Source organism: Polynucleobacter sp. (assembly GCF_044342855.1).
Classification (GTDB): domain Bacteria; phylum Pseudomonadota; class Gammaproteobacteria; order Burkholderiales; family Burkholderiaceae; genus Polynucleobacter.
The window spans coordinates 1-12465 of record NZ_JBIIPA010000006.1; the positions used below are offsets into that span (position 1 = coordinate 1).

The 12465-nt window shown below is 47.2% G+C and carries 12 protein-coding genes, 2 tRNA genes and 1 pseudogene; 2 read left to right on the forward strand and 13 right to left on the reverse strand.

The window, feature by feature from the left end; genetic code table 11:
* Positions 1 to 349: 349 nt before the first annotated feature.
* From ACIQZ3_RS03315 to uvrC, 7 genes and pseudogenes are all read right to left on the reverse strand, one after another.
* On the reverse strand, positions 350 to 832 hold the full coding sequence (locus tag ACIQZ3_RS03315) for a tyrosine-type recombinase/integrase (protein WP_397390464.1): 483 nt from the start codon (positions 830 to 832) through the stop codon (positions 350 to 352).
* 229 nt (positions 833 to 1061) lie between these two features.
* A pseudogene (locus ACIQZ3_RS03320) lies at positions 1062 to 2348 on the reverse strand (IS110 family transposase).
* Between the two features lie 41 nt (positions 2349 to 2389).
* On the reverse strand, positions 2390 to 2572 hold the full coding sequence (locus ACIQZ3_RS03325; protein WP_397390325.1) for a phage integrase central domain-containing protein: 183 nt from the start codon (positions 2570 to 2572) through the stop codon (positions 2390 to 2392).
* A 469-nt stretch (positions 2573 to 3041) separates the two neighbouring features.
* Positions 3042 to 3115, reverse strand: a tRNA-Cys gene (locus tag ACIQZ3_RS03330).
* A gap of 50 nt (positions 3116 to 3165) precedes the next feature.
* Positions 3166 to 3241: transfer RNA gene (locus ACIQZ3_RS03335), tRNA-Gly, on the reverse strand.
* 117 nt (positions 3242 to 3358) lie between these two features.
* Complete coding sequence (gene pgsA, locus ACIQZ3_RS03340; RefSeq protein ID WP_397390326.1) at positions 3359 to 3934, reverse strand: CDP-diacylglycerol--glycerol-3-phosphate 3-phosphatidyltransferase; 576 nt, start codon at positions 3932 to 3934, stop codon at positions 3359 to 3361.
* A 36-nt stretch (positions 3935 to 3970) separates the two neighbouring features.
* Positions 3971 to 5911 (reverse strand): excinuclease ABC subunit UvrC, encoded by a 1941-nt coding sequence (uvrC, locus tag ACIQZ3_RS03345; RefSeq protein ID WP_397390328.1) that lies wholly within the window; start codon positions 5909 to 5911, stop codon positions 3971 to 3973.
* Between uvrC and earP the strand changes: the two genes are divergently transcribed.
* Together earP and efp are read left to right on the forward strand one after the other, a co-directional pair.
* Positions 5910 to 6989 carry an elongation factor P maturation arginine rhamnosyltransferase EarP gene (gene earP / locus ACIQZ3_RS03350; protein ID WP_397390330.1) on the forward strand — a complete coding sequence of 360 codons (1080 nt, stop codon included), beginning with the start codon at positions 5910 to 5912 and terminating at the stop codon, positions 6987 to 6989. The genes uvrC and earP overlap by 2 nt on opposite strands.
* Before the next feature lie 87 nt (positions 6990 to 7076).
* Complete coding sequence (efp, locus tag ACIQZ3_RS03355; RefSeq protein ID WP_215301485.1) at positions 7077 to 7637, forward strand: elongation factor P; 561 nt, start codon at positions 7077 to 7079, stop codon at positions 7635 to 7637.
* A 69-nt stretch (positions 7638 to 7706) separates the two neighbouring features.
* Here the strand turns inward: efp and nagZ are convergent, their stop codons facing one another.
* The 6 genes from nagZ to rnc are packed head-to-tail and all read right to left on the reverse strand — an operon-like array spanning position 7707 to position 12461.
* Positions 7707 to 8783 (reverse strand): beta-N-acetylhexosaminidase, encoded by a 1077-nt coding sequence (gene nagZ, locus ACIQZ3_RS03360; protein WP_397390332.1) that lies wholly within the window; start codon positions 8781 to 8783, stop codon positions 7707 to 7709.
* A gap of 43 nt (positions 8784 to 8826) precedes the next feature.
* Positions 8827 to 9219: a holo-ACP synthase gene (gene acpS / locus ACIQZ3_RS03365; RefSeq protein WP_397390334.1), complete on the reverse strand. Its 393-nt coding sequence runs from the start codon at positions 9217 to 9219 to the stop codon at positions 8827 to 8829.
* Positions 9220 to 9234: 15 nt separating this feature from the next.
* The gene (gene pdxJ, locus ACIQZ3_RS03370) at positions 9235 to 9978 is read right to left on the reverse strand and encodes a pyridoxine 5'-phosphate synthase (RefSeq protein WP_397390336.1); all 744 of its coding nucleotides are present in this window, start codon (positions 9976 to 9978) and stop codon (positions 9235 to 9237) included.
* A gap of 12 nt (positions 9979 to 9990) precedes the next feature.
* Positions 9991 to 10725 (reverse strand): DNA repair protein RecO, encoded by a 735-nt coding sequence (gene recO, locus ACIQZ3_RS03375; protein ID WP_397390338.1) that lies wholly within the window; start codon positions 10723 to 10725, stop codon positions 9991 to 9993.
* 6 nt (positions 10726 to 10731) lie between these two features.
* A complete protein-coding gene (gene era / locus ACIQZ3_RS03380) occupies positions 10732 to 11667 on the reverse strand; it encodes a GTPase Era (protein ID WP_397390340.1) in 936 nt (311 codons plus the stop codon).
* Positions 11668 to 11669: 2 nt separating this feature from the next.
* Complete coding sequence (rnc, locus tag ACIQZ3_RS03385; protein WP_216180271.1) at positions 11670 to 12461, reverse strand: ribonuclease III; 792 nt, start codon at positions 12459 to 12461, stop codon at positions 11670 to 11672.
* Between the last annotated feature and the right edge of the window lie 4 nt (positions 12462 to 12465).

The window sequence follows — 12465 nt, forward strand, 5'->3', positions numbered from 1 at the left end:
CCCAAAATGAACGACTGAGCAATCGAAATTAAATTCAAATCTTGAACTATTGCCCCGATATTTTTACCGCCCAGCCTTGACCTTAAACGGGATTACATCCGTACTCGCTTTAACTACATCCAAGTAGTTCACCCAGTCTTGTGGCATTGCTCTACGTTGAGGTAGATACCTTGCATGGCTATAACTGGCCGATACCTTGTTGCGCTCTGCATGTGCTAACTGAGCTTCGATGTGCTCATGTTGATGCCCTACTCATGCAAGATGGTGGAGGCAAGATCCCTAAAGCCGCGGCCTGTCATGCGCGAGCGATAACCCATCCGATACAAAGCAAATAGCAACGTATTGTTACTCATATTTTTCTTAGGACTACTAACCGAGGGAAATACCAACTCTCTACCGCCTGAGATTTCATGTAGTCGCTTAAAGCTTGATCTGATAGAAAAATAATGTGGGGCGTTTTCATCTTCATGCTCTCAGGAGGAATGCGCCACTCTTTGGCATCCATATCCACCTCATCCCACCGCACCCCTATCCACTCACTTGTCCTCACAAATACATAAGCCATCAACCGCAATGCAAGCCGCGTGATCTCGCTACCCTTTTGATCTATGCCATACCCGTCGATCTTGCGAAGCAACTCAGGAAGCTCTTTAGCTTCCACCCTTGCAAAATTTGTTTCACCCCTACTTTTTAGAAATGCTGACGGCCTTACATCCTTTACGGGAGTGCGTTCGCACAAGCCATGAGCCATGGTGTACTCAAATACCTGTCCACAAGTTTGATGGGCTCTCTTAGCCACATCTAGCGTATCCCTTGAGGCGATCTTATTGATAACGTACTAAATGCAAGAACTTTTTCCAGCGATAGGCAAAGCCATCCCGTAACTGCCAATTGCAGTTAAAAAAATCAAACTTACTACTTGTCTATACCCAAACGGTCACTTCCACAAATACATCAGGGGTCCCGATTAACCATAATGAACACAAGATCCGCTACTTTACGTTTTGGTCTTTACCCTACTTAAAACAATCTGAGGTCCCAGTGGAAGGTCCAAACATTATCTACGAGGTCCTTGCGGCCTCTACGGCCCTACAGAGAGGGATCGATCCACTGGGTAAAGCTTTTTCATAGTAACCTTGATACATCTGTTTTGACTTCACTAATCCGTAAACTACACGCGCCATCTTTGCTGCCACCGCAGTCCTTGCCTTGCGCTGTAAATCTTTATCTTGAGGCGCACTTTTAATATAGCGTAGATATTTTTGCTGGAAACTGTTCTCAGGTTGCTAAATGGCACGGTTGACTGACATCCACAGCGCTAAGCGCAGGCGCGCATTACCCCGCTTGGAGATTTGCTCTTGACCACGATAATTGCCTGATTGGTTCTTCGCTAGATCAAACCCGCAATACTTTAAGAACTGACGATGATGGCTAAAGCGACGCAGATTGCCACCTTCCGCCAGAATCGTTAAGGCATTAATCGGACCAATCCCCGGCACACTTTGCAAAATGGCAGAATCTAGGTTATCGGCCAATACTGCCTGAGCTGTTAGCTCTAGCTGCGTACGACAATCATTAATCTCTTGATAGCGTCGCAGTTGTATTTGAAAGGTTTTACAAGCCAAGGAATCTTCCTCAACGGGTAGCCCAATGCTATGCAAGGCGGTCTCATAAAGCTCAATGAGCTTGGCTGCCTTGTTAACCTTACGGCCAACGACAGGGCTGGCAATCTGGCAAAACTCTTCTTGTGAGTACTTAGTTACTGCGCTAGGGATGGGGAAGTGCAAAAGATAATTAATCCACCATGCCGAGCGAGTACTGTTCCACCATTTACCCATCTCAGGAAAATATAAAGGCAGGTAATGCGTGAGTATGGAGTGTTGCAGGCGCGTGCGACTCAAGGTCACTTGATAGTAGGTTTTAGATAACTCCTGGAGATCATGATGCCCTGCAATTAATGGATCAACATAGCGCTGAGTAATCCCTTGTTTAAGCAGCTCCAAAAGCACTGCAGCATCTTTAGGATCATTTTTATCCCAGGAGTTGAACATCACCTCGCGATACCGGGCACTAGCTACCGAAGAAATAAAGCAGACTTCAAAACCCGCTGTTACCAAGCGATGTCCTCATGCTCGGTGGTAATTGCCGGTTGCTTCAAACCCAATAATGCAAGGCGAAGGCAAAGTTCTGAGATAAGAAAGGAAGCGGTCATGGTCAGATGCAGAATTAGCCATCCGAAAATGCTGTCGTTTACCCTCTTTAGTCTCGCTTAACACGGCATTAAAGTCCTTGGCAATATCGATTGCAATCCATGCCCCATAGGGTTTATTGTTTAAGTGGTCAGCCATAGCAATCTCCTTGTTGATGATCTCGCAATCACAAGCATGGCTTAAATTGCTGCGGCTGACCACCATTCTGCATGTACTATGGTAATGAGCAGGGGTGCGGTGATCTCACCCATAGGCATACGCCCAATATAAGGGAATACATCGGCCTCCAAGCGTTTTAAGATTGTTTTTACGTGGTCTGGCGACTTGTTGGGCGTCAACCCCTCAAACCAACGCAATGCCACCGCCTGAAAACTATTCCCTGCGGTGAGGGCGGAAAGCGGTCCTTTCTCTTGCTTATCTAGGTTTGGGTCTCTACCTTGTATACCAACTGCTTTGCTTTATCGCGTCCACCCTAGCTTGCGCCAGCGTTATGACAGGGAGCGCCCCAATAGAAAGGCCTCACCCCCTGACGGTAGAGCCTCAAGATACAAGCCGCCGCCATCATAGATACGAGCCCGCTTCCTGCTAGGCGGGCAGGCATGGGTTTGGCACTGACGGAATGTGGGCGTGAGCGCTTTTCCTTTAAAGCCATATATTTATTGATTTATATGGCGATTACGGGCCATATTTTATTTGCGCCCCGCTTTGTGCCCCGCCTTTTTAACCATTGCAGGGTTATTTAAGGTTAATCAATAAGCAACAAAAAAACCCTTGAGAGCTTTATGCCGTCAGGGTTTTTTGAACAACATTGATACTCGTTAAATATTATGTTGGAGGCGCGTGAGGGAATCGAACCCCCGTACGAAGCTTTGCAGGCTCCTGCCTAACCACTCGGCCAACGCGCCATATGCTTGAATCAAAAAATGGGAAGCTTTTTAGGGCTTCCCATCGAACTTGGAGCGGGAAAGGAGGTTCGAACTCCCGACCTATACCTTGGCAAGGTATCGCTCTACCAGCTGAGCTATTCCCGCATAACAGGGCATTAGTTTAACAAACAATTTAGGAGAACGCATTATTTGTCAGTAAGCCTTAAAACAGGTGAGACTCACGTTTGTACCAAACCCATATCAGCCATGGGTTTGTGGACTTTATTCAGCCTTATCAACCAGCTGAGGCAAAGCCTTTTTCATGTAGTAGAACATGGACCAAAGTGTCAAAAAGCATGCAATCCAAATTAGCCAGGTACCTACTTGTGCGCAATTAAGCCACCCAAATAACGTGTCGTTTAGCAATAAAAATGGAATGGCGACAAGTTGAGCGGTGGTTTTTAACTTACCGACCATGTGTACGGCAACGCTTTTTCCAGCACCCAAGAGTGCCATCCACTCTCTTAATGCTGAGATAGTAATTTCACGACCAATAATGATTAGCGCCACCCAGACCTGAACGCGGTCCATATTGAGCAAAACGAGTAATGCAGCGGCTACGATTAATTTATCTGCCACGGGGTCTAAGAATTGGCCGAATGCCGATTCTTGTTTCATTTTTCGGGCTAAGTAACCATCCAACCAATCAGTCACTGCCGCAAAAACAAAAATCACGGTAGCAGTGAAATTCTTGTCAAAAGGAGTAAGCCAGCTACCAGGTAAATAGAACACTGCAACCACGAGCGGGATTGCAGCTACGCGCAACCAGGTCAGAGCAATGGGCAGATTAAATGGCATGGCTTAAGCATAAACTAATGCGAGCACACTGGGAAATCAATGGAGCTGCCTATAGATTTGCTCAGCTAATGCCGTGGATATTCCCTCTACGCTCGAAAGCTCTTCAATAGTGGCATTAGAAACGCCCCGCAAACCCCCAAACCGGGCAAGCAATTTTTGACGTCGCTTGGCCCCTATGCCCTCGATTTCCTCTAACTGAGAAACTGTTCTGGCCTTTGCTCGTTTAGCTCGCATGCCAGTGATAGCAAAGCGATGTGCCTCATCACGTATCTGCGCCACTAATAGCAATGCAGCACTATCAATACCAAGCTCAAGCGACTTTCGTCCATCCGCAAATATTAGGGTCTCCAGACCTACCTTACGACCCTCCCCTTTGGCAACACCAACAATTAATCCAATATCCATACCGAATTCAGAAAGGACTTGTCTTGCCATTTCAACTTGACCTTTGCCACCGTCGATCAAAATGACTTGGGGCATCTTCTCAACAGGGAGCTCCTGGAAGTTTGCATAACGACGCTGTAAGACCTGACGCATTGCAGCATAGTCATCACCCGGCGTAATGTCATTGATATTGAATCGGCGGTATTCACTAGGCTGCATCGCATTTTTGGAATACACCACACAAGAAGCTTGAGTAGCCTCTCCAGAGGTGTGGCTAATGTCAAAACACTCAATACGTAGCTGCTCAAGACTTTCCAGCTCCAAAGCCAAGACATCAGCCAATGCTCGCGCTCTTGCTAGTTGGCCACCCGTCTCTACCAAACGCTTTGCTATCGCAATCTTGGCATTACCTTCAGCCATGGCCAACCAATGACGTCTCTGACCTTGTGGCTGATGCAAGAAAGTAATGCGCTTACCAGCCTGTGCATTCAATAAATCGTGCAAACCTTCTGGGGCTGATGGCTCAGAAACATCTTCAACACCTTCTTCTGGAGCTGCAATGTCATCAACCAACTTTCTCAAAGGATGGTTCAGAATCAGTACAGGAGGAATTAAATTAGTCGTCGCCTCACCATCACCAGACTTCTCATCCAAGTAATGCTGAGCAATAAAGGCCTCGAGAATTTCTGCTGGTGGTGGCAGCTCTCCAGACGTTGAGCGCAAGCCTTTCGGGAAATAAGCGCGATCACCCAAATGGCGACCACCACGAATCATTGCCAGATTAACGCAAACCACACCTTCCATTTGGGCTACAGCAATCACATCGACATCGCCTTCACCATCAGCGACGGTGTCCATCGACTGCTGTTGTAAGACGCTCGAGAGATCTGCAATACGATCCCTCAGCACTGCAGCCATTTCAAATTCCATAGCATCGCTATAAGCATGCATTTTCTTTTCAAGCTCAGAAAGGACACGGCTATGATCGCCCTCTAGAAACCGAGTTGCCTGGGCTACGTCCTGCCCATACTGCTCGACACTTAAACGGCCAACACAAGGCGCACTACAGCGATGTATTTGATGTAATAAGCAAGGGCGACTGCGGTTTTTAAATACTGAGTCTTCACAAGTTCTCAGACGAAATACTTTCTGCAAAATCTGTACGCTATTGCGCACTGCCCATGAATTTGGGAATGGGCCAAAGTAGTGATTACGCTTATCCGTCTTTCCTCGATAAGAGGCCAAGCGAGGAAATTGGTGCCCCGTCAACATCACATAGGGATAGGACTTATCATCTCGAAAGAGAATGTTGAATGGAGGAGCCAACTCCTTAATGAGATTGTTCTCTAGAATTAAGGCTTCAGTTTCTGAGCGTGTTACTGTAGTTTCGTAGCGGGCAATCTTTCCCACCATCAGCTCTATCCGTGGTGAAAGTTGAGTTCGCTGAAAATAACTAGATACACGCTTTTTGAGGTTGCGCGCTTTTCCGACATACAAAATATGTCCCGCCTCATCAAAGAAGCGATAGACCCCCGGCAATCCGGGTAGCCGTTTAACATCCTGCTGAAGGGTTTCAAAAAGCGAATTGCTCATGCGTTGGGATATTTTCTGTCAAATCGTAGACAACTATGGTGATGCCGGTGTTTGCTGGCGTCTAGCAAGAAGCTTAACAAGTCTTCATGGCCAAGACGTGCGCATTTTCTGTGACGATCTGCCAACCCTTAATTTACTCGCTTCTGGGGTAGATCCGGAAATTAAGTGCCGTATCGACATTCAACCCTGGGAAGCAAGCCATCACAATAGTCGCCATCCAGTAGAAACACCTGACGTAGTGATTGAGGCATTTGGGTGCGACCTTCCGGAGCGCTACCTTGCAGGCCTCCTGATTGCCCCTAAAAAACCCATCATCATCAATCTGGAGTATTTAAGTGCAGAGCCCTGGATTGTGGACTTTCATCAGAAGGCATCCCCCCAAGCCCACGGCATTCCGAAGTACTTCTTCTTCCCAGGCTTCCAGGAGAATGTGGGTGGCATTTTGATTGACCCAATACCTAAGGAGCAATCACTCACTGAGCAATTGATTCCCGAGAGCCTCAAGGCTGGCTGGGAGGTATTGCGACCCAATGCAAAACGCATCAGTGTTTTTTGCTACCCAGGTGCACCGCTACTGAAATGGTTGGAGGATCTGGCGACCTTGGATGAAAAGTTCGACATCCTGCTGACACATGGTCAACGTGAGCAATTGCAGTTCAGCTCTGCCCACCCCACTCAACCTGTTGCTTTGCCCGACTCCATTCAGTTGATCTCGATTCCTTTTGTTGCTCAAGATGAATACGATTGGGTGCTGACGCAATGCGACTTCAATATTGTTCGAGGTGAGGATTCTTTTGTCCGAGCGCAGTTAGCCGGAAAACCCTTTATTTGGCATATTTATCCCCAAGAAGATGGGGCTCACAAAACCAAGTTAGCGGCATTTTTAGATCTTTATCTTGAAGATGCATCACAGGAGCTTAAACACGCTGTAATAGCTGCGATGACTTGGGCAATGCCTAGCGAGTGGTATCAACCCATTAATGAATGGAGCACCCATTCCAAGGCCTGGGGAGCGGGTTTACTTGAAAAACAAGCTGATGGCGGCCTGGCTGCCCGTCTAATGGGCTTTGTAGCCTGATCTTGGGCGAAATCTGCCTGCGGGCGGTTACAATCTTGTTTTTGATAAAACCCGCAGAAAATCAGCTCTGCACCCAGGAATAGCAAGATGAAAACAGCACAAGAACTCCGCGTTGGTAACGTAGTAATGATCGGCACTGATGCCATGGTCGTTTTAAAAGCAGAATACAGCCGCTCAGGCCGCAACTCTTCAGTTGTAAAAATGAAATTTAAGAACTTGTTAACCGGCGCACCTAATGAAGGTGTTTACAAAGCTGATGACAAATTCGATGTAGTGATCCTCGATAAGAAAGACTGCACCTACTCTTACTTCGCAGATCCAATGTATGTATTTATGGACGGCGACTACAACCAGTATGAAGTTGAAGCTGAATTCATGGGTGATGCATTGAACTACCTCGAAGAAAGCATGCCTTGCGAAGTGGTGTTCTACGAAGGTAAAGCACTCTCAGTAGCAATGCCAAACTCTTTGGTTCGTGAAATCATTTACACAGAGCCAGCAGTTAAAGGCGATACCAGCTCAGGCAAAGTATTGAAGACTGCAAAACTAGCTACTGGCTATGAATTGCAAGTTCCATTGTTCTGCAACACCGGCGACAAGATCGAGATCGACACTCGTACTGGTGAATATCGTAGCCGCGCTAACTAATTAGCACGCTCGATAGCAAAAAGCCCGGCATGCCGGGCTTTTTTATTATCTAAATGCTTTGCTTATCGTCTAGGCGATGAGCTTCAACTGCTGGAGCAAGCCTTTAGCATGTTGATACTGTGCTTCAGACTGCAACTCATCCCAGACTGGGGCTGCCGCCGTCGGCATCAAGCGATTTAATCGAATAGCAGACTCAGCTTGCTTTGCTTTAGAAACTTTCAACTGACTAAGTAATTGATCTGCAAGATCGGGACGATTGCAAATCAGCACCGCATCACACCCTGCTTCGAGCGCCATCTCTGCGCCCTTCACTACAGAGCCAGCAACACTCGCACCCTCCATCGAAAGGTCATCACTAAAGATCACGCCTTCAAAGCCCAACTCTTGACGCAGAATGGAATGTAGCCAAACCTTAGAAAATCCAGCTGGGTTCTTATCTACTTTTGGATAGATTACATGTGCTGGCATCACCGCCGTCAGACTCAGATCCAACCACTCATACGGCTTAGCATCGTCATTCAGAATTTGTTTCAAAGGACGCTCATCAACCGGAATGGCCACATGAGAATCCGCTTCTGCCCAGCCATGGCCTGGAAAGTGTTTTCCGCAGTTTGCCATACCTGCAAGACGTAAGCCTTCGTTCAAACTCTTAGCCAATGCAAAAGTAATTTGTGGGTCACGGCTAAATGCACGATCTCCAATTACGTCGCTGCGACCAAAATCGAGATCCAGGACCGGGGTGAAACTAAAGTCCACACCGCAAGCACGCAACTCAGCAGCTAGGACATAACCACAAGCCGTAGCTGCGGCCATCGCAATAGCAGCAGATTCAGCGGAATGAGGCGACTTATTTTTAGAACCCCAAAGTTCACCGAGTTTACGCATGGCAGGCAAATGGGTAAAGCCATCAGTCCTGCAGCGCTGAACACGTCCACCCTCATGATCAATCGAAATCAATACATCGGAACGGAGTTTTTTAATTTCTGCAGTGAGTTTGGTGAGCTGCTTGCGATTAGCAAAGTTTCTGCCAAACAAAATCACACCGCCAGTAAGTGGGTGCAAGATGCGACGACGATCCTCAGCGTTTAACTCAAGACCAACAACATCCAAAGTAACTGAGCCCGGTTTCATAGTCGACTTAGTCATGTATTCCTCGAAATTTTTTAGTTTTATATTCTTAATGCTTGTTTCATTTTTGCACTACGATGACATGCGCTATTGCCATGTCTTGCTCATCACTAACGGTGACCTGAGCTTCCCAATTTTTGTCCTGCATAAACTGAGCTAGCGCACCCAAATACGATGTCACTGGTTTACCGCTAGGCTCATTGAGCGTTTGGAGAGATCTCCAAGTCATCGGCATTCTCATGCCTAAGCCAATTGCTTTGGAGAATGCTTCTTTTGCGGCAAAGCGTGTTGCCAAGAAAGCAATGCCCCGCTTGTGATTTCTAGCCAAGCGATGCTTAAAAACCAACATCTCATCTAGTCCAAGAATTTTTTCAGCCAAACGGCCGTTAGTGCGATCGTAAGTAGCTTGAAGCCGCTCAATCTGCAAAATGTCTGTGCCTATGCCAATAATCATTTGATATGTAATCTTTTAAGCTTGAGCTCTACCCTGAACCATCAGGGCCTTCATGTCGGTAATCGCTTTTTGCCAGCCCTTAAAGAGGGCTTCAGCAACAATAGCATGGCCAATATTGAGCTCGGATAGCTCGGCAATGGCGGCAACTGGGATCACATTACCCTCATTTAAACCATGACCTGCATTGGCCCGCAAGCCAATACTTTTCCCAAACTGAGCTGCTTTTCTAATGCGCTCGAGCTCTTGCTTCTGTTGATCACCGGCCAGATCTGCGTATCGACCGGTATGCAATTCGACTACTGTTGCGCCAACATCTTTGGCAGCCTGAATTTGCTTTTCCTCCGGGTCAATAAAGAGTGAGACCCGAATACCTGCAGCTTTTAACTGCGTAGTAGCCGCCTTCACCGCATCAAAGTGACCCAAGACATCTAAGCCGCCCTCAGTTGTGACCTCTTCACGCTTTTCAGGGACAAGGCAAACATCATGCGGCTGGACACGGCAGGCGATATTAATCATCTCCGGAGTAACAGCACATTCCAAATTCATACGCGTTTGAATTAAAGGGCGTAAAGCCATCAAATCCGCATCTTTAATATGGCGACGGTCTTCGCGCAAATGCAAGGTAATTAAATCGGCGCCCGCCTCTTCAGCCAAACGAGCAGCCCTCAAAGGATCCGGGTAAACCGTGCCACGTGCATTACGTAAGGTAGCGACGTGATCGATATTGATGCCAAGCTCAAGAGTATTGGAGTTGCTCATATTTATAGGTTACTAGATTTTCTTGAGATCAATCAAAATCTGCCGGGTGGTGAGCACTTGATCTTGAAGATGCAAGCCCAATAAGAAGCGCATTAACTGCTTGCTCTCGGATAGCGTTTCTTGATCAGAAAAGTCTCCCGCAGCAATGGCTAGCAGGGATTTGCCACTTAAGACTGGCCAGTGGCCTGGATCATCGCCTTGAGCGGGCCTCACCCCACGTTCTGGCTGATAAACATATTGTTCATTCGAGATCGGAGCACTATTGGTTTCGACGCAGCGATCAAGCGCTGCTGCATAACCGGTTTCCTGCAAAAGTGTTAACTCAAAGGGGCGCAGAATTTCCTCTAAACCCTTGGATTCAAATTCAAGATTCGATAGAGCGGAGATCGTATTGGTGTAATGGTCATAGAGTTTTTCATAGTCGTCTTCACGCGCCAGAAACTTGACTAACAACTCATTGAGATAAAACCCACAGAGTAAGGCGTCGCCAACTAAGGAAGGAGTACCGCCAACCCACTCCGACTTCGTTAAAGTTCGTAACTCAGACTTCCCACTCCAAGAAACCAATAGAGGCTGAAAGCGCTGCAATACTGGACGCAATACAGAATGTGGGCGCTTGGCACCCTTAGCAATCAAAGCCATGCGGCCATGCTGACGTGTAAACACATCCAGAATTAAGCTGGTTTCCTTGTAGGGAATGCTGTGCAATACAAAAGCGGGTTCGTCAGCAACACGAATGGAGGCCATGAATAATTACTCTAGACCCTGCGCCCGTAATTCAGCGCGATCGTCTGCCCAGCCACGTTTGACCTTAACCCAAGTCTCCAAGAAGACTTTGCCGTCAAACAGCTTTTCCATATCAATACGAGCATCAGTGGAGATCTTTTTCAGTCTCTCACCTTTGGCGCCAATAATCATCGCCTTGTGGCTATCACGATCAACCAAAATAGTTGCTGCGATACGGCGCATTTTGCCGTCCATCTTGAACTGATCAATCACTACTGTGCTGGTGTAAGGCAGCTCCTCCCCAGTAAAGCGGAAGACCTTCTCGCGCAGGATCTCAGCGGCCAAGAAGCGCTCACTGCGATCAGTAATGGTATCGCCATCGTAGACCGCTGATGCCTCAGGTAAATAGCCTTCGAGTACGTCCAATAATCTTTCAACATCCCCAGGACTCTTAGCACTCATCGGCACGATTTCAGCGAACTCAGACTTCTGATCTTCATGGCCACCTAATTCACACCAAGGGCGGGCCATGTCTTTAATGAAATTGAGCAGTGCCTGATCCCGCTCAGAAGGAGTTTGAAAGCGACTGTTAAATAGATCTAATTTATTTAAAACCAAGACAATGGGTAAGTCATCCGGCAGTAATTTGAGAACCTTCTTGTCATCTTCGCCAAAGTAACCAGCCTCAACCACAAAGCAAGCCACATTCACATCTTGCAAAGCCGTAGTGACCGTGCGGTTCAATGCCTTGTTCAGGGTATTCATTAAACGAGTCTGAAAGCCCGGAGTATCGATGAAGATGAACTGTGCCTCTTCACGATTCTGAATACCTAAAATACGGTGACGTGTGGTTTGCGCCTTACGGGAGGTAATACTGATTTTCTGACCAACCAAGGCATTCAGGAGGGTCGATTTACCCATATTGGGACGGCCAACAATGGCGATAGTGCCGCATCTAAACACGATTAGCCCTTCAGCTTAAGATTTAACTGCTCTTCGGTCGCTACTTTTTTTGCTGCTTTCTTTTTAGCCGACCGAGTCTTTTTAGGTTTGCCTAATGCTTGTGGCAAGGCTTTTAATGCTGCGATTAAAGCGATCTTCGCAGCTGCCTGTTCCGCCGCACGTCTAGATGCACCCTCACCCTTAACCGATACCTTGAGGTTGGGGATTAAACACTCCACCTCAAATTGCTGGTTATGAGCTGCACCGCTTGTGCCAGTAACGTTATAGGTTGGTAATGGCAATTGATAACTCTGCAAACACTCTTGCAATAAAGTTTTATCGTCTTTACCCAATGTTTTGGGATCAACATTTGCCAAAATGATGGAATAGAGTTTGCGCAAACAAGTCTTGGCGGCATCAAATCCGCCATCCAAGAATATGGCACCAGTGACTGCTTCAAGTGTGTCAGCAAGGATGGATGGGCGACGGAAGCCACCACTCTTTAACTCACCCTCGCCTAAGCGCAGATAGTCTGATAGCGATAGGGTTTGAGCAATCTCATAGAGCGCTTGTTGCTTGACTAAGTTAGCCCGTACGCGAGAAAGATCGCCTTCATCTAAATCAGAATAACGCTCATAGAGCATTTCAGCAACAACACAATTGAGGATTGAGTCACCCAAAAACTCCAAGCGCTCATTATTTTTCTTGCTGTGACTGCGATGCGTAAGAGCTTGATTGAGTAGCTCTAGTTTTTTAAATGTGTAGCCCAGTTGCGCTTGCAGCGGTGCAGTTTCAATGACGGCGCGGGCGTTCATGATC

Excerpts from the sequence above, each read along its gene's own strand:
- pgsA (WP_397390326.1), bottom strand. The coding sequence starts at position 3,934 with ATGCCATTTAATCTGCCCATTGCTCTGACCTGGTTGCGCGTAGCTGCA.
- earP (WP_397390330.1), top strand. The coding sequence starts at position 5,910 with ATGCGTTGGGATATTTTCTGTCAAATCGTAGACAACTATGGTGATGCC.
- uvrC (WP_397390328.1), bottom strand. The coding sequence starts at position 5,911 with ATGAGCAATTCGCTTTTTGAAACCCTTCAGCAGGATGTTAAACGGCTA.
- efp (WP_215301485.1), top strand. The coding sequence starts at position 7,077 with ATGAAAACAGCACAAGAACTCCGCGTTGGTAACGTAGTAATGATCGGC.
- nagZ (WP_397390332.1), bottom strand. The coding sequence starts at position 8,783 with ATGACTAAGTCGACTATGAAACCGGGCTCAGTTACTTTGGATGTTGTT.
- acpS (WP_397390334.1), bottom strand. The coding sequence starts at position 9,219 with ATGATTATTGGCATAGGCACAGACATTTTGCAGATTGAGCGGCTTCAA.
- pdxJ (WP_397390336.1), bottom strand. The coding sequence starts at position 9,978 with ATGAGCAACTCCAATACTCTTGAGCTTGGCATCAATATCGATCACGTC.
- recO (WP_397390338.1), bottom strand. The coding sequence starts at position 10,725 with ATGGCCTCCATTCGTGTTGCTGACGAACCCGCTTTTGTATTGCACAGC.
- rnc (WP_216180271.1), bottom strand. The coding sequence starts at position 12,461 with ATGAACGCCCGCGCCGTCATTGAAACTGCACCGCTGCAAGCGCAACTG.